The following is a 17805-nucleotide window of genomic DNA, read 5'->3' on the forward strand; positions in this document are numbered from 1 at the left end:
AAATGAATTTAGAAAAGATACATAACGTTTATTTTATTGGAATCGGAGGCATAGGTATGTCTGCTTTGGCCCGATATTTTAAACTGATCGGAAAAAATGTATCGGGATACGACAAAACCGAAAGTCCCCTTACCAAGGAATTGGTTGCTGCCGGCATCGAAATTCATTATGAAGACGATTTGAAAATGGTTTCTGAAACGTATTTTGATTCAGAAAGCACATTAATTGTCTATACGCCTGCCGTACCGACAGATCACTCGGAATATCAATATTTTTTGTCAAACGATTTTGAAGTGAAAAAGCGGTCCGAAGTATTAGGGCTTATTACCAAAGATACATTTTGCCTGGCCGTTGCGGGAACTCATGGTAAAACAACAACCTCTAGCATATTGGCGCATTTGTTAAAAGAGGCGGAAGTTCCGATGACTGCTTTTTTAGGTGGAATATCTGAAGACTTTAATAGTAACTTTTTCTTCCAGGGGAATGAGTACTCTGTTGTAGAGGCCGATGAGTTCGATCGTTCTTTTTTACGTTTGTATCCCGATGTAGCCTGCGTTACCTCTATGGATGCCGACCATTTGGATATTTATGGGGATACGAATGAACTTCAAAAATCATTTAAATCATTTGCAGATAAAATCAAGCCCGAAGGAACGTTGTTTGTCCGCAACGGCCTGCCTTTGAAGGGGCTGACTTATGGTATTGACGACGATGCTGATTATTGTATTCGAAACGTTCGAGTCGAGCAGGGGGCTTATGTGTTTGATTTGCATACGCCAAAAACTACTTTGTTAGATGCGAAATTTAATAAACCGGGCCGGCACAATTTGCTGAATGCTTTGGTGGCTTTTGCCATGGCAGAACAAACGGGAGCCTCGATAGATAGCTTGGTAGGTGCCTTAAACACTTTTAAAGGAGTACAACGTCGATTTTCCTATAAGATAAAATCAGATGATTTTGTATTTATTGATGACTATGCGCATCATCCTACAGAAATTAATGCGGTCTATGAAGCTGTTCTAGAAATGCATCCGAATAAAAAAACTTTGGCTGTTTTTCAACCGCATTTGTTTTCACGAACTAAAGATTTTGCCGATGATTTTGCCGAAAGTCTATCTAAATTCGATAGCGTACTCTTGCTGCCGATTTATCCCGCGCGGGAAGAACCGATGGTGGGCATCACCGCACAATGGTTGTCTGATAAAATTAAAAATCCGAATAAAAAAGTAATCGATAAAATAGCGATTATTAAAGAAATAAAAGAGCAAAAACCGGAGGTGGTCATCACTATGGGGGCAGGCGATATCGGTCTGGAAGTATCTGCTATACAAAAAGAATTTGAATATGCGAATTAATTGGAACTACATAAAGTTCGTGGTTTTGCTGCTGATTTTGGTGGGGATTTTCGCATTTTCGAACCACAGAAACAAGTTGAAAATGGTCAATGTGGCGAATATTGAATTCGTTGGAGATCAGAACCTTTACATAACAGAAAGCACGGTTAATAAATTGTTAATACAAAAATATGGGGGGCTTACAAATGTGCCCAAAGAAAAATTAGCTTTGAATACGATAGAGAAGGTCATTGAGGCCAATGAAATGGTCAAAGAAGCCCAAGTTTATCTTTCAATTGATGGTGAGCTTACGTCCAAAATAGTGCAACGCAAACCAATTGGACGTATTGAGGGTAATCCGAAATTTTATTTAGATGATGAAGGAAAGCGCATGCCGCTATCCAAAAGTCACTCGGCTCGGGTGCCTATAATCACAGGTAAGATTTCAGGAAAGGGCTTAAACGATATATATGAAATTTTAAAATATATCAATAAAGATGATTTTCTCTATAAGAATGTGATTGGAATCGATATTGAAGATGGGCAGAAATACCAATTGAAGTTTCGCACTGAACAGTTTGTAGTGAATTTAGGAAGGGTTGATAATCTCGAAAAGAAGTTTAGCAATTTGAAAGCATTCTACGTCAAAGCACACAGAGATAAAACTTTGGATGATTTTACGGTAGTAAGTTTAGAATTCAACAATCAAGTAGTGTGTACGAAAATTTAAATTAAAGCAATGGAACAAGGTAATTATTCAGTTGGGCTAGATATAGGAACCACAAAGATCGTGGCTATCATCGGAAAGGAAAACGAATATGGTAAAATCGAGGTCAAAGGTATTGGTAGGTCCAAAAGCTTGGGCGTACACCGTGGCGTGGTCAACAATATTACCCAAACCATAAAATCGATTCAGCAGGCTGTTGAAGAGGCAGAGGCCAATGCGGGATTAAAAATCAGTTCCGTCGTGGTCGGTATCGCAGGTCAGCACATTCGAAGTTTACAACACAGCGATTATATTATTAGATCAGATTCTGAGGAAGTGATCAATGAAGAAGATCTTGATAAATTATGTAATCAAGTGTATAAGTTGATTATGTTGCCGGGCGAAGAGATTATTCATGTTTTGCCCCAAGAATATAAAGTTGACGGGCAAGCAGAAGTAAAAGAACCTATGGGCATGTATGGTGGTCGGTTGGAAGCTAATTTTCATGTGGTTGTAGGCCAGGTGACTTCGATCAAGAATGTCGGGAAGTGTATTAAGAGTGCAGGATTGGATTTGGGCAATATTACTTTAGAGCCATTGGCTTCTTCCGATGCGGTGCTTAGTCAAGAAGAAAAAGAGGCTGGTGTGGCCCTTATCGATATAGGAGGCGGTACGACAGATCTTGCCATTTTTAAAGATGGAATCATACGGCATACGGCGGTCATTCCTTTTGGTGGTGGTGTGATTACCGAAGATATTAAAGAAGGCTGTTCTATAATTGAAAAGCAAGCCGAACTTTTAAAAATAAAGTTCGGCTCTGCATGGCCAGGTGAAAACCGGGACAACGAAATTGTTTCTATTCCCGGGTTACGTGGAAGAGAGCCTAAAGAGATAACCCTGAAGAACCTTTCAAAGATCATTCATGCACGGGTCGTTGAAATCATAGAACAGGTATACGTAGAGATAAAAAACTACGGTCATGAAGAACAGAAGAAGAAATTGATTGCGGGTATTGTGCTTACAGGTGGCGGTAGCCAATTGAAACACTTAAAACAGTTAACGGAATACATAACAGGTATGGATACGCGAATAGGGTACCCCAATGAGCATCTGGCCGGTGATTCCGACGATGAAATTGCAAGTCCTTTATATGCGACTGCCGTAGGTCTATTGATGAATGCAGTGAAAAACGAAGGCAAAAAGATAACAGAAAAGGAAAAGGAAAAGGAGCGGACTCCAACGGAAGAGGAACTTGTCATGGCTGGCGATGAAAAGCAAGCAGTTGGAGAAGGGGCCCCGAGAAGAGAGCGAAGATCCGTATTTGACAAATGGTCTGAGAAGTTGAAAGACTTTTTAGACAATGCGGAGTAATTTAAATTGAAAACATTAACCAGTAAATATAGAGTATGAGCAGCAACAGCGAATTTGAAAGTATAGGTTTTGATTTGCCTAAGAATCAAAGCAATGTGATAAAGGTCATCGGCGTGGGAGGCGGTGGCAGTAACGCGATTAATCACATGTTCCAGGCCGGAATAAATGGGGTCGATTTCGTAATTCTTAATACCGATCAACAGGCTTTGGATAATAGTCCGGTACCACATAAGATCCAATTGGGTGTATCCCTTACCGAAGGTCTAGGGGCGGGCGCAAATCCTGAAGTCGGTGAGCAGGCTGCCTTAGAGAGCATGGAGGAAATAAAGGCTATGCTTAATACCACAACAAAAATGATTTTTATCACCGCTGGTATGGGTGGGGGAACAGGTACTGGTGCTGCCCCTATTATAGCCAAACAAGCAAAGGAAATGGATGTTCTGACCGTAGGAATCGTGACCATGCCCTTTCTTTTTGAAGGTAAAATGAGATGCCAACAGGCTCAGTTGGGTATCGAAAAATTACGTTCCAATGTTGATTCGCTGATCGTTATAAATAATAATAAACTTAGGGAAGTTTATGGAAACTTAGGCTTTAAAGCAGGTTTCTCAAAGGCAGATGAAGTCTTGGCTACTGCTGCTCGAGGTATTGCAGAGGTAATTACCCATCACTATACACAAAATATTGACTTACGCGATGCGAAGACGGTGCTTTCGAATAGTGGCACAGCTATTATGGGTTCTTCGATTGCTACGGGTTCCGCGAGAGCGAACGAGGCGATAATGAAAGCGTTAGATTCCCCATTATTGAACGATAACAAAATAAAAGGTGCCAAAAACGTATTGTTGCTTATCGTTTCTGGTTCACAAGAAATTACTATTGATGAGATTGGTGAGATCAATGATCATATTCAAGCTGAAGCGGGTCATGGTGCCAATATTATTATGGGTGTTGGTGAAGATGAAGATTTAGGCGAGGCTATTGCAGTCACGGTGATCGCCACTGGTTTTAATGTAGACCAACAAGATAATATCGTAAATACTGAATCCAAGAAAATTATCCATACGCTTGAAGATGGTCAAAAGGCAGAACAAGACCTGACACCTAAAAACGTAGTGCACCAGTTAACGGAAGAGGAACCACCCGCGAAGCCTACGCCAAAAAGTGATTTTTTAAACAATGATGAAGAATTGGGTATGGACTTGATTCCGACATCTACATACATCAAGAACTTCAACGTATTTTATGAAGAAGTGGTAGATGAAGTAGTTGCCAAAGATGTTAAAGAAGAAGATTTTATAATCATCGACTCACGTGATACCTTGAGCGATATTGAAGTGGTGGATCCGCAAGTGGTTTCTTCAAAAAGTTTTGAAGATGATCAGTTTGCCATGAGTTTTGACCTTCCCCTTGCCAATATAGACGAAGAGGAGGAAGAAAAAGAGAATGTTATAACTTTTAGTCTAGACGAAGATGTAAAGGATATTGATGTCAACGAACATATTGAGGTTATTCCCGTATTGGAATATAATAAAGAAGGAGAAACCCGCTATAGTTTGGATGATTACATGGAATTGGAAAAGAAATTGACCGGCGCCAAGTCAAAAGGGGAAAATTATGAGCAAAAAGTAGCCGAGGAAGAGTTGGTTTTTGAAAGAAAGCGAGTAGAACGCGAAACGGAAACGATTCAAGAAAAAACTAAGGAAGAAGAGGCGAAGAGGGTTGACCCTATGGATAGCCCAATAGAAGAATTGTTGAAAGAAAGGGCCGATGAACGCAGAAGAAAATTAAAGGATTTTAATTATAAGTTTCAAAACAACACTATTGCCAACATCGACGAAATAGAAAAAGAACCAGCGTATAAACGTCAAAGAATCGATTTGAATGAAAATAATAATGAAGGTCGAATTTCAAGAACTACGTTGAGTGAAGATAGTAATGACGAAATGCGATTGCGATCGAACAATTCTTTTTTACATGATAATGTAGATTAGCAAGAATTTGGTATAGTGCGTTTCTTTAATAATTTTAAACCCGAAAATAGGTGATATTTTCGGGTTTATATTTATATTCGCAGTCCAAAATAAAATCGATGGCCTTACAGGACAAAGTGATGGAACAAATGAAAGTGGCGATGAAGGCCAAGGACAAAGTTGCCTTGGAATCTCTTCGTGCCATTAAGTCCGCACTTTTGTTGGCCCAAACAGAGGCTAGTTCAGATAATGGGTTGAATGAAGCTTCAGAAATACAACTGGTACAGAAGTTGGTTAAACAACGTAAAGATAGTGCCGCTATATTTCAAGAGCAAGGTAGAGACGATTTGGCCGAACCCGAGTTGGCACAAGTCGCTATTATCGAGCAATTTTTACCTGAGCAATTAAGCGAAGAAGAAATTGAGAAAGTTGTTGTTCAGACCATTGAAGCCATAGGTGCTTCAGGAATGAAGGACATGGGTAAAGTAATGGGAATGGTTTCTAAGGAATTGGCGGGTCAGGCCGACGGAAAGACCATTTCCACAATAGTAAAAAATAAACTGGCATAATATTAGGCCGCGTGGCGCAACTGAATAGCGCATCAGATTTCGGCTCTGAGGGTTGCAGGTTTGAATCCTGCCGCGGTCACGAATAAACCACAAAAAGTGGAAATGCAAGCGAGTTTCGAAATGAAGCTCGCTTCTTTTTTGAAACAAAGTGAAGTGTTTTCTTTTGTGGTTTTCAAAGCGGAGCTTTGTCAGGAAAGGCGAGGCCAATCCTGCCGCGGTCACTAAAGGGGATTTTCTGCAAATCGAGCAGGAAGTCTCCTTTTTTTGTTTCCTTCAAATTTTCGGAAAATGAACAGATCGCACTAAATATCTCATTGATTCGAAAAGTTTGAACTAGCTTGTTTTTGAAGTCATACCCAATCCCGTCGGGGAATACCATATATTGCATGGCCTTTTTAGTTTCCTAATCACCTTTATCAATGAAGCATTGCATTCGCAAACAACGATGCAGGCGGTCTGTTTTGATGCCATTTCCATATTCTCCGGCGATGATGCCTCGTCGATCGTGTTGGAAAAGCTTTGGTGTCTTGGCGTAGGGTACATTAGCTTGCGTTCACCAGGTTACAATAACATCCGCCTTAAGAGGCCGCTTGGAATTTGATAAGGTAGCGAATGCGTCTGAATATTCCACACATGCGATTGCCGAAGACTCTGTAGCCCTTTTACAGACATTCAACCGAAAGATCATAAAATTTTCTATCGACTTCCGACATATATATCTTTTGTAGTCTCAGATACTGCCGTGTCTGTTCAACATACTTTTCTTTTCGAAGGTATTCTGAGCTTATTATCTCTAGCTAATTTATATAGTATTTTATACATCAGCTTACTGTAAGTGTTTGTAAGAAATATTTTGCTACAAATTATCGTAATATATTACTTTATGATTTAGGTACAATTCATATCAAATTAATTCTTATATTAGTTTATTCCCTCAAGAAACTTCAAATCACGATCATGCCCGGAGAGATACCGATACTTACAGCTATGCCTGAAACCGTAGGAATTGTGGAGCATGACCTTGTCTACAACAATTTTGGTGTACGGGTAATCGCGAACATTTCTAGAAAACAAATAGCGTATTGTAGTGCGACCATCGAACAACTTACAGGCTATACGCAGGCTTTTGTGATGCGTACTAGTTTGCACAAGCTCTTCCAGATAATCCATCCTAAAGATAGGTTCGATTACCAACTTTATCTACACCGGTTTTGTAAGCATACCGACGAACAATCACATGAGCGCAACATTGGTAAGCGGTTTAAAATTGTACTTAAAAACGGACGCCATCTAAAATTGTGGCAAATGACCGAGGTTTTTAAGCATGAAGGTCAGAATATGCTTTTGATTCATCTTAAAGAAAATAAGCCAAGGCTAAATTCGGCTACAAGACATAGGGCTTCTGTTTCAGAAAGGGAATTGGAGGTCTTACGCCTTTTAGGCTCGGGGTTTTCTTCAAAAGAGATTGCCGATAAGCTTTGCATAAGTGATCATACCGCCGTTTCGCACCGTAAGAATTTGATTGAAAAATTTCGTGCTCGTAATACCGCTCATTTGATTCGCGAGGCATCAAGGCTTTTGGAGCTTTAAACTCCACTGTTTTTAAATATCCCCTAAAAAGGGGATTGAGATTTATTTGTACCTACAGTAATTTCATAGACTAACAATCAGGTAAGTTATGAAAGATTAAATATTTGTTCCTGAAAGAACAACCTATGATCGAACTGGGCGCAGTTTATTTTTGAACCGGCATGCTTTTTAATAAGTATTGCAAACGATCCATGATAATATGAAATCAATAGTATTAGTGGTGATTACTTTTTCTATTGCCATTAATATTTGGCAATGCAAAACGGCAGAGAATAGTTTTTGTGAAATTTTTGGTAAATCTCAAGAAGACCTACGAACAAATGCAAATCACCTATTCAATCAATTTAATAGCATTCAAGATAACGAAATGCGTTTTTTGAAAATTAAGGATTTTTTGTACCAACAAGATTGTGTAGATAATGTAGAAATCGGTAAAGGTTACTTAAGAACACAGCCTCCAATGAAACAGATTTTCATTACAACCTTTGTTAATGAAACATTAAGTAGATACATAATAAATGTGTCTTTAGGTACAAATCGAGGTTTAGTAGTTGAAAGTATGTCTAAACAAGAAGAGCAATGAAAACACGGGCTGAACGTCTTAAAATTCAAAACAAATTGTCAGCACTTTTAGAAGAAGCTAAGGTCGAGGTGGGGCATCTACCAAATGTTGTTGATGTTGCAATAGGCTTAAAGGAGACCTCGGGGGAATTGACTGAAGAGATCGTGTTTCAAATATTTGTTAAAGAGAAGTTGGGTGATAGTGATCTAAAGGCTTCTGAAGTAATTCCGAAAACTATTAAAGGGCATAAAACAGATGTTGTAATAGTTCCAAAAGCTAAGAAAAGAGACGATACGAGTGAGCATAGACCTATAAAAGGTGGTATACAAATTTCAAACGGAAAAGGTCATGTAGGAACCTTGGGATGTTTTGGTCGTTTAAAATCAGATAACTCACTTGTATTATTAAGTAACGAGCATGTTTTATATAGTGATGGTGCGGTAGCGGGTGAAAAGATCGGTCAACCCAATGTAGTTAAAAATTGTTGCTGCTGTTGTGCTTATGTAGAAGGAGAGATAGGTACTATTTTAAGTCCATCATTTAATAATTCAACTGTAGATTGTGCTATTGCAAGTATTGATGCTGGCATTGCTACAGATATTATCTTGAATAACAGTATGACTACCACCGAAATAGAAATGGATGGCACGGACACCGCTGTAGTAGGAGATCTGGTTCGTAAAATAGGCAGAACATCAGGGTTCACAAATGGTATTGTTAATTCAATAAATGGCGTGACCAGTAGTATGACCGGACAAATATTTATTCGCCCTGTTGCTTCAGAAACGTTTACTGAAGGCACAAATGGTAAACGAGCCTTTTCAGATGGAGGCGATTCAGGGTCAATTATTGTCGATGAATCTAATAACATCATTGGATTGCTTTGGGGTGGGGATCCTAATTCTTTTACCGTTGATGAAACCTATGCCTGTCATATAAATGATGTTTTAAATGCTTTTAGAAATGGCGGTTCGGAGATAGACCTTGTATTTACACCTGCTGATAGAACTAAAACTGCATTGAGGGAATCATTTAAACCCAGAAAGTTGAATATAGACCTAAGAGATCAGCTTCTTGAATCTGAAAGAGGAAAAGAATTGGTGTTTCTTTTTGAAATGCACCAAAAAGAGGTGCTGCAACTAATCAATACGAATCGAGAGGTTAAGGTTACATGGCATAGAAACCAGGGGCCAGCGTATGTAGCGCATATTGCTAATAGTTATAAAGATAAAAATTATCGTATTCCTACTCAAGTCAAAAGCATTGCTTTGCAGGAATTACTCATAAAAATGACAAGAATACTCAAAGAAAACGGAAGTATTGGCTTGCAACAAGCTATAGAGCAGCAAGCCCTAGATATTATCCATGATAGTTATGGAATAGATAGGTTACAAACGTTTATAGATAAAATGAAAATGGCAGCAGTTTTCGACTAATTCCAAAATAAGATAAACGAAAATCTCAAAAATGGGGAGAGAGCAATATACAGATCAAGAATTAAACCAGCTTTACAGAAAAGCCGAATCTCATTTTAAGAAGATTCCTGGTGTAATAGGTGTTGGTTTTGGTCTCAAAGAAACAAATGGTAAGCTTACCGATGAGTTATCGTTTAGGGTTTATGTTGCGCAAAAGATTGCTCTTTCCGACTTGCCTACTGAACAGAAAATCCCTTCAAGCTTCAAAGGTATTAAAACAGATGTAATTCTTTCTTTTAACGATGACCCATTGGATTGCCAAGATACTACTCACTATGACCCGATTGTAGGGGGCATTACCATAACAATGGATAGTCTATTTATAGACGGAGGCACCTTGGGTTGTTTAACAACATTAAATGGTACTAGCACTAAAGATAATGTAGGACTGTTGAGTAACAGGCATGTACTTACAGGTGCTCTAAATAGACCAATTTACCATCCATTTTTCAATGAATCAGGAACTTCTATTTTAGACGTTAAAAGTAGCAATGAAGGCGTAATAGCAAATTTACACCATATCGGTACCCAGAGTAATACCAATTTTCATTACCCCGAAGATTTAGATCCTACTGCGCATCCTTATTACTTAGACTGTGCTCTAGGAAAGGTTACCACTAGTCATTCATCATGTTGTCCTACCAACTGCGGTACAAAATATAATGCCATAATTCAAGATTTAGGACCTATTAGTGGTGTAAGACGTATACAAGCAAGCGATATAGATCCTGCAACTCCTATGATTGTTAGAAAAAGAGGCAGAAGAACGGGACTAACCCAAGGCAGGGTGGTAGAGGCCAATGCTACATACGATACAAATAACCCTAAACACGGTGCTATACTTATTGCACCTATCGAAGATAATTGTGAAGGTTTAAGAAAATTTGCAGACCATGGAGATTCTGGTTCTGTTATAATGAATGCCCAAGATGAGGTCATTGGATTATTGTTCAGTATGCCCGATGTACCAGCTTCATCTCCTTTTTTTGGTTATGGAATTGCTTGCCATATTCACCCAGTATTAGATTTACTCAATACCAGTATAATAACCACACCCCTACCCAATGCGGATCAGCGTAAAATTAATATTGCCGCAGAAAAAGAAAATCGATTAAAGTCTCTGGAAAATTTAAAAAATACCTTCAAAAGCACAAGTGAATACAATAAGAAATTGTACCAGATTTTCGAAAGATATAGAGGTGAAATAGTCCGTTTAGTCAACAATGTTCGGCCAGTAACGGTCACTTGGCACAGATACAAAGGACCAGTATTTGTAGCACAATTTGTAAAGAATTTTAATGACCCTGATTATAAGGTACCCTTAATAATAAATCGCGTTTCTCTCAAAGAATTATTTATGGCAATGAAGTTAGTCTTGCAAGAGCATGGCTCTGAACGACTCAAAGAGGTGCTTGATAAATACGCAGATACCATCATCAATAAAACTGAGGATTGCGCAGATCTCGAAACAATGCTATCAAGATTATCAAAAAACGAACACCAGACATCATATCATGGAAGGAACGATTGAGATTATAGCACAGGAGCTAACCAAGCTCATAAGGCCTCTTAAAGATGATTTGCACCCAAAACGTGCAAGATTTCTTTTTGCAGAGTTAGGGTTCAATCTATCCGAGAGTCAGGTAAATAGTCTAAGTGCACCATTTAATACAACAATAACGAACACAGAAACCCTTATTGATGAATCCCAAGCATTAGTTGCGGCTATAGAAGCAGAAGACTTAAACGAGATTATCCAAAAAGGAACAAAAGTAGTGAATGCGGCCAAAGTTACCATAGATGGGTTTATCGACCTAAAGAATGGAATTAATGGGCTAGGGCTCTCTGGGGTATCTTCACAAATGATTAATGCTATTCCAGAAAAATTATTCAATTATCTATTTGTTAGGTATTTGGATCGTCTAAAGGGCATCACGCCAATCATTTCCTTTTTGGGAATACTTGAACAGATTGAAGAAAATGTTGGGTCTGCCAACCCCGATCAACCACAATTTACACGTTCTGAATTTCATTTTGATAAAATAACCAATTGGTTGAGTAATCCAGGGGAAGAGTTAAAAACTCTTTACAAGTGGAACGATAATGCTTTTAATGGGCTCGATCTATTTAGAAAATTAGAAGATATACTCTCACGGCAAGGTTTACCGGTAATATTAGACGAATCTGGACCTCTGCCTAAACTCGATTTAATCTTAATACAAGCTGAACCCAATGTAAACGTTACGCCCAAAGGCGTTCTTTTAAAGTTAAAGCATGAATGGGATACAGCTTTTAATATTTCTGGGGATAATTTTGATATGGGATTTGATGTGGATTTCAATATGCCATTGAACACAGAATTATTAATCCAGCCCAATGGTATTTCAATAACACCGCCGCCTTCAAGCCCCAATATTTCGGGTAAAGCCTTAATGAATCTAGTAGTAAAAGAAAAAATATCACCTGCTCCTTTCGTTATATTAGGTCAGGCGGGAGGAAGCCGATTCGAGGTAGAAGAATTTATTTTAAAAGTGGGGTCCGAACTTTCTTGGAATACAAATAAGGCCGAAGGTGAATTCTTTTTTGATTCGGAGCTAAACGGCGGTAAAATCGTCATAGAACTTGGAGAAGCTGACGGTTTCTTACAAAATATTATGCCCGAAGGTGGCATTGAGGGTAATTTTGATCTTGCGATCGGGTGGTCGTCAGAGCATGGGGTCTATTTTAAAGGAGGTGGCGGCCTAGAAATTGATTTGTCCACACATATTACTTTGGGTCCGGTTGAAATTAATGGTCTTCAAATTGGTATAAACCTTTCATCGGAAGGTATTCCTATAAATCTCAGTACAAGCATAACAGCAAATTTAGGACCGTTTGTAGCAGTGATAGAAAAAATGGGAATTACGGCTAATTTCGATTTTGCTGAAAGTAATAATGGAAATCTTGGTCCAATTGATTTTGGTATGGGCTTCAAACCACCCAATGGGATAGGGCTCTCTTTAGATGCCGGTGTCGTTAAAGGTGGCGGTTACCTCTATTTCGATTTTGAAAAAGAAGAGTATGCAGGAGCTCTAGAGCTCGCTATTCAAGATACATTGGTGGTCACCGCAATTGGTGTAGTGACCACACGCATGCCTGATGGTTCAAAAGGATTCTCCCTTCTTTTAATGATAAGTGTACAGTTTTCTCCCGGCATTGCTTTGGGCTTTGGTTTCTTCTTAACAGGCCTTGGAGGTCTCATTGGTTTAAACCGTACTGTAAATGTAGAAGCTTTGCGTCTTGGTGTGAAATCAGGTACACTTGATAATATTCTTTTCCCAGAGGATGTCGTTAAGAATATCAGTAAAATTATCAGTGACATCCGGGAAATATTCCCACCTAAACAAGATCAATTTATATTGGGTCTGATGGCCCAGATCACTTGGGGTGTTCCTAAACTCATAACTGTTGAGTTCGGTGTTCTTATCGAGTTTCAAAGCCCTGTTCGCATTGCCATTCTTGGTGTGCTAAAATGTATTTTGCCAACGGAAGATCAAGATCTCATCCGTATTCAGGTCGCCTTCTTGGGTATCATCGATTTTGACAATAAATACCTGTCTTTCGACGCCAGCATTTTCAATTCGAAAATATTGACCTTTACTTTAGAAGGTGATATGGCGCTTCGCATCAATTGGGGAGACAAACCAGACTTCTTAATGTCAGTAGGTGGTTTTCACCCTAGCTTCAAACCTGAAGCTAGTTTGGGCGTATCGAACATGAAACGGCTTACGCTCAATTTGCTTAGTGGAAATCCACGTTTGACCCTGACCACCTATTTTGCCATTACATCGAACACGGTTCAATTTGGCGCCAACATTGACTTCTTGTTCAAGGTTTCCAAATTTAAGGTAATCGGTTATTTTGGTTTTGATGTGCTGTTTCAGTTCTCACCATTCAAATTCATTGCCAACATTCGTGCGGGTATCGAAATCAAACTGGGCAGTACTACGCTCTTCTCTATCAGTCTTGAATTCGAGTTGCAAGGTCCGACGCCATGGATTGCCAGTGGTACCGCATCCTTCAAAATTCTATTCTTTACCATTAAGGTGAAGTTCAAAAAGACTTTCGGAGAAAAGAAAAATTCAACATTACCCGCAGTTGCGGTCATGCCGCAGGTGCTCGAAGCACTAAATGCCCAACCCAACTGGATTTCGGTAATTCCAAAAAACCGATACTCACTTGTCAGCATGAGAGAAGATGGCGAACTGGAAGGCGAAATCGTGCTCAATCCGTTCGGGACACTTACGGTAAGCCAAAGTGTGTTGCCGCTGGGTCTTGATATTTCTAAATTTGGTAATTTCAGACCACAAGACCTCTCTAAACTTAGCGTGGCCGAAGCGCGAATAGGATCATTGTCAGTACCCTTTACCTCGGTCAAGGATAATTTCGCACCTGCGAACTTCAAAGAAATGGAAGACAATGACAAACTAAAATCTCCCTCGTTTGTCAAAGAAGATAGCGGAGTCAAATTGACGGGCACCGAAGAGTTGCATATGAATTACCATATCAACCGCCCTGTGCAATATGAGGTGATCACCTCGGATCACAAACCAGAGTCTGCGACCCCATTCACTTTCATACGGTTCGATCAGTTATTGGGTGCCAATATGGATGCCTTTAAACTTTCGGCTAAAGGAGGTGCAATCGCACATGCCGCACTTTCCCAAGAAAACAAGCTTAAGCAGAGCATCAAAAAGTCGAAACCCGTCAGCTTAGTGGAGGATGAATTCAAAGTGGTCAGCGCTGTAGATCTTACGCAAATTGCAGGTATTGATTTTGCAGGAGGAAGCAAAGCACAGGCAACCGATGCCTTACGTAGTTTCGTTAAAGCGAATCCTGAGATGAAAGATAAAGTACAAATGGTACCCAGTTACCAATTACAAGACTAGATATTATGGCAGGTGAGTTAGCAAATTATTCGTTTTTACCTTGGCTGCGCCAAGGTGTTGCCTCGCAAATTGTGGAGAAAGACACCCTGGGCGCTAATGACGGAACCGTGAAAGAACGGGCCGAATTATTGGTGACCTTAGCGTTGGAACAAACGGACGCTGGGGAGAATCCTCTGGTATCGGAAACAAACGTTACCAAAACGGTCAAAATATTGGGCCCGGGAGATGTCATTGGGGTTAGTGATCGTGCGATTGTAACCATCGAACCTAAAAAGGGAGTTCACAATTATGAGTCCAATGGGCTCCCGTATATCGAATTTTATGAAGAGGATTTCCCTTGGAGATACACGCCGGCAAGTCCCGCAAATAGTGGTCAAAATTCAAGAAGATTACGTCCTTGGCTTGCCCTCGTTGTGCTCAAAGCCGGTGAATATACGGTAACAGAAGCCAAACAGGGTTTGGCCAGTGTCAAAATAGATGAAAACCAGATAGAAGCGGCACTACATGATGAGAAAAATACGTGGGCATGGGCACATGTTCATATGAACCATAAAATGGCGGCTACTACGGCCGAGGCCAGAGTCAATGAGGTGACCTCAGAACTCGAGAGCGAACCCGATGAAGGTGTCTCGCGATTGCTGTGCCCAAGAAAACTTTTGAAGGAGACCAACTATGAGGCTTTTTTGATTCCCGCATTCGAAACAGGCAGGTTAGCCGGACTGGGTGAAGATCCAGCGGGGGTTGACGCACAAAAACCATCATGGAAAAAAGGTAGCATACATGACGGAGTTCCACGGCCTTTTGAGTTTCCGGTTTATTTCCGATGGAAATTCAGCACGGGGCGATTCGGTGATTTTGAGAGTCTGGTCGCCATGCTGAAACCGGTAATCACAAAACCGGAATTAGGTAAACGAGCCATGGATATTCAATCTCCTGGGTTTGGACTCAATGGTGTCGCCCAATCCAAAACACTAGGTATGGAAGGTGCTCTTAAACCGCCTTCGTTCGAACCTGACCCCTGGCCTGCAACCAATACCGGAGGAGATGCAACCTTTAAAGAAAAGTTACGTGAGGTACTCAATCTTTCACATGATATGCAAGATGAGGCCACCCCGGTAGATGCCACTCCCAACCCTTTCTTTAATGCAAATATTGGAAAAGATCCTATCGTCACCCCACCACTTTACGGCCAATGGCATGCATTGGTCAATCACTTGGCGGCTACTGGCGGTAGAAAGTGGTTGCGCAGTCTCAATCTCGATCCGCGAAATAGGGGTGCTGCTGGTCTTGGAACTAAATCTGTTCAGAAACATCAGGAAAAATTAATGCACAAAGCTTGGTTGCAAGTGGGAGAAATCAACGCTGCAAACCAAAAAATTCGTGAGGCACAACTGGCAAAACGCATAAATAAATGTGTTTTTGTCAAGCATTTGTCACGAGCCAATGCTGATTTTCTGGTCAACAAAACAGCAGCAATGCATGGCATATTGAAATTAGGAAGTCCACAGACCCTGAAGCAGAACATCCTAAAATCACGAGTTCCCCTGGCTGCTAATAGTGCTGCTTTTCAACGTGTAGTCAGGCCCGGAAAGAAATCAAACAAAGCTATAAACCGTCAGGGTGCAGCTAATAAAAAAATCCAGAATCAACTGTTGACAAATTTCAATTTAGATGGAACCCTACCTTTAACAGCGGCCAAATTGAAAAAACCGCCCATCGCAGCGGTAGGTTTTGGTGATGCAACCGCCTCACTTGACAATATCATAAGTGAATATTCGGCTGATCCCATACATGTTGCCAAGGAAGTATTCTTCACTATTCTTCAGCCGAATGCAGGGGCTACATCGGTTCCAAACGATACCCAACTAAAGAACAAAGTCAACGCAACACAATTTAACGGGGCACCCATAACCGCAGCTGCTAAGACTAAAGCTAATGAACTGGTAGATGCCATTACAGCACGCCAAATCGCAAATGGCAAAGTTGAGGTAACAATCAACGAAGGTAAATTCGTGGAGTTTTTCGGTAGTGTTCCCAGAAAGTTTCTGGGCAATGTTACTTTGATAAATGGAGGAACCGTGCCTGCTGACGTAGCAGACGCACCGACGGTGACGTTATCGGCATTACAAGGATTAAAGACGAATTTTGAGGCATTTACCTTAGTTACGTCCAAACCTAGCTTTGTTACACCAACATTTAAGCCAACGTTACAATCTATAAATACTGTAGCTAGCAATTTAGCAGTAAAACTGGATCCATTGGTTACCATAAAAGCAAGGGCCTTGCACAACATCAAAATATGGAATCCTCAATCATTACAGATGGAGGCAATCCAAATATTGAAACCCATAATGGCCTATCCGAAATTCGCCGAACCCGTTTTTCGTTATTTGAAGAAAATCTCTCAAGATTACATATTACCCAATATTGATAAGGTTGAGAAAAACAGTATTACCATAGTCCAAACGAATCAAAAGTTCATAGAATCGTACATGGCTGGCCTCAACCATGAAATGTCTCGAGAATTGTTGTGGAGAGAATACCCGACAGATCAACGGGGTACCTACTTCAGGCAGTTTTGGGATGTTACCGACAACATTCTAGAAGATGATCCTGAAAAAAAACTGGATATTAAGGAAATGCATACTTGGAACAAAGATCTAGGTCAACACCATAACCGAAAGGCAGCGACCAATGCCACGGAAGATGATGACGGTTATCTTGTGTTACTCATCAGGGGAGATGTCTTTAAAAAATACCCCAATACCATGGTATATGCACAAAAGGCTATTTATGACCCAGCGAACAAAACCGCACAACGTTTGCTGCCCAAAGATTTGGACAAAGATGTGATGTATCCTATTTTTCAGGCCGAATTAGAGCCTGACGTGTATCTCTTCGGTTTTGATCTGGACATTGATACCGCTAGAGGCCATCGAGGTGATGAGAATCCCGCTACTAATCCTGGTTATTTCTTTGTGCTTAGAGAACGTCCGGGGCAAATCCGTTTTGGTCTAGACGATTATACTGATGACCTGGGAAATACGGATTTGATGCCTCCCTCAGGTCCGTTGGACTCATGGAACGATCTTTCTTGGGAACACACGGTAAACAGCAAAGCGGCCTTGCAGAGCTATCACCTCGATTTTAAAAAGAATTTAACCACTGTTGCACCTCCCCCGGGTGAACCGAATGCAGCGTGGAAATCAAATGCGGCCGATATGGCGTGGATTCTCTATCAGAATCCCGTGATTTTTGCCCGTCACGCGGGAGAGATGTTACCAGAGGATTAAAAAA

At 40.4% G+C, this 17805-nt stretch carries 11 protein-coding genes and 1 tRNA gene; all 12 read left to right on the forward strand.

Annotation, left to right across the window (positions count from 1 at the left end):
• The first annotated feature begins 2 nt into the window (after nt 1-2).
• The 12 genes from murC to AACZ88_RS15340 all read left to right on the forward strand — a co-directional run bounded on the left by murC (nt 3) and on the right by AACZ88_RS15340 (nt 17801).
• Nucleotides 3-1355 (forward strand): UDP-N-acetylmuramate--L-alanine ligase, encoded by a 1353-nt coding sequence (gene murC, locus AACZ88_RS15285; protein WP_339711895.1) that lies wholly within the window; start codon nt 3-5, stop codon nt 1353-1355.
• Nucleotides 1345-2064, forward strand: a complete 720-nt coding sequence (locus AACZ88_RS15290; RefSeq protein WP_339711897.1) for a hypothetical protein — start codon at nt 1345-1347, stop codon at nt 2062-2064. Before murC ends, AACZ88_RS15290 begins: the two co-directional genes overlap by 11 nt.
• Before the next feature lie 9 nt (nt 2065-2073).
• Nucleotides 2074-3411: a cell division protein FtsA gene (ftsA, locus tag AACZ88_RS15295; protein WP_339711899.1), complete on the forward strand. Its 1338-nt coding sequence runs from the start codon at nt 2074-2076 to the stop codon at nt 3409-3411.
• A 35-nt stretch (nt 3412-3446) separates the two neighbouring features.
• Nucleotides 3447-5405 carry a cell division protein FtsZ gene (gene ftsZ, locus AACZ88_RS15300; RefSeq protein ID WP_339711901.1) on the forward strand — a complete coding sequence of 653 codons (1959 nt, stop codon included), beginning with the start codon at nt 3447-3449 and terminating at the stop codon, nt 5403-5405.
• Nucleotides 5406-5503: 98 nt separating this feature from the next.
• Nucleotides 5504-5953, forward strand: a complete 450-nt coding sequence (locus AACZ88_RS15305) for a GatB/YqeY domain-containing protein (RefSeq protein ID WP_339711903.1) — start codon at nt 5504-5506, stop codon at nt 5951-5953.
• Nucleotides 5954-5958: 5 nt separating this feature from the next.
• Nucleotides 5959-6032: transfer RNA gene (locus AACZ88_RS15310), tRNA-Arg, on the forward strand.
• 878 nt (nt 6033-6910) lie between these two features.
• Nucleotides 6911-7543 (forward strand): helix-turn-helix transcriptional regulator, encoded by a 633-nt coding sequence (locus AACZ88_RS15315; protein WP_339711905.1) that lies wholly within the window; start codon nt 6911-6913, stop codon nt 7541-7543.
• Between the two features lie 199 nt (nt 7544-7742).
• Nucleotides 7743-8126 (forward strand): hypothetical protein, encoded by a 384-nt coding sequence (locus AACZ88_RS15320; RefSeq protein WP_339711907.1) that lies wholly within the window; start codon nt 7743-7745, stop codon nt 8124-8126.
• A complete protein-coding gene (locus AACZ88_RS15325) occupies nt 8123-9541 on the forward strand; it encodes a hypothetical protein (protein WP_339711909.1) in 1419 nt (472 codons plus the stop codon). The genes AACZ88_RS15320 and AACZ88_RS15325 overlap by 4 nt, the downstream gene beginning before the upstream one ends.
• A gap of 31 nt (nt 9542-9572) precedes the next feature.
• On the forward strand, nt 9573-11111 hold the full coding sequence (locus AACZ88_RS15330; RefSeq protein WP_339711910.1) for a hypothetical protein: 1539 nt from the start codon (nt 9573-9575) through the stop codon (nt 11109-11111).
• Entirely contained in the window at nt 11095-14508 is a 3414-nt protein-coding gene (locus AACZ88_RS15335) for a DUF6603 domain-containing protein (RefSeq protein WP_339711912.1), read from the forward strand. Before AACZ88_RS15330 ends, AACZ88_RS15335 begins: the two co-directional genes overlap by 17 nt.
• A gap of 5 nt (nt 14509-14513) precedes the next feature.
• Nucleotides 14514-17801 (forward strand): hypothetical protein, encoded by a 3288-nt coding sequence (locus AACZ88_RS15340; RefSeq protein ID WP_339711914.1) that lies wholly within the window; start codon nt 14514-14516, stop codon nt 17799-17801.
• Nucleotides 17802-17805 lie beyond the last annotated feature (4 nt).

Source organism: uncultured Kriegella sp., from assembly GCF_963975415.1.
In the GTDB taxonomy this organism is placed as follows: Bacteria; Bacteroidota; Bacteroidia; order Flavobacteriales; family Flavobacteriaceae; genus Kriegella.

Bases quoted from the DNA above. Each gene is read 5' to 3' on its own strand.
- AACZ88_RS15330 (WP_339711910.1), top strand. From the start codon at position 9,573: ATGGGGAGAGAGCAATATACAGATCAAGAATTAAACCAGCTTTACAGA.
- AACZ88_RS15325 (WP_339711909.1), top strand. From the start codon at position 8,123: ATGAAAACACGGGCTGAACGTCTTAAAATTCAAAACAAATTGTCAGCA.
- AACZ88_RS15305 (WP_339711903.1), top strand. From the start codon at position 5,504: ATGGCCTTACAGGACAAAGTGATGGAACAAATGAAAGTGGCGATGAAG.
- murC (WP_339711895.1), top strand. From the start codon at position 3: ATGAATTTAGAAAAGATACATAACGTTTATTTTATTGGAATCGGAGGC.
- AACZ88_RS15315 (WP_339711905.1), top strand. From the start codon at position 6,911: ATGCCCGGAGAGATACCGATACTTACAGCTATGCCTGAAACCGTAGGA.
- ftsZ (WP_339711901.1), top strand. From the start codon at position 3,447: ATGAGCAGCAACAGCGAATTTGAAAGTATAGGTTTTGATTTGCCTAAG.
- AACZ88_RS15320 (WP_339711907.1), top strand. From the start codon at position 7,743: ATGAAATCAATAGTATTAGTGGTGATTACTTTTTCTATTGCCATTAAT.
- ftsA (WP_339711899.1), top strand. From the start codon at position 2,074: ATGGAACAAGGTAATTATTCAGTTGGGCTAGATATAGGAACCACAAAG.
- AACZ88_RS15290 (WP_339711897.1), top strand. From the start codon at position 1,345: ATGCGAATTAATTGGAACTACATAAAGTTCGTGGTTTTGCTGCTGATT.
- AACZ88_RS15340 (WP_339711914.1), top strand. From the start codon at position 14,514: ATGGCAGGTGAGTTAGCAAATTATTCGTTTTTACCTTGGCTGCGCCAA.
- AACZ88_RS15335 (WP_339711912.1), top strand. From the start codon at position 11,095: ATGGAAGGAACGATTGAGATTATAGCACAGGAGCTAACCAAGCTCATA.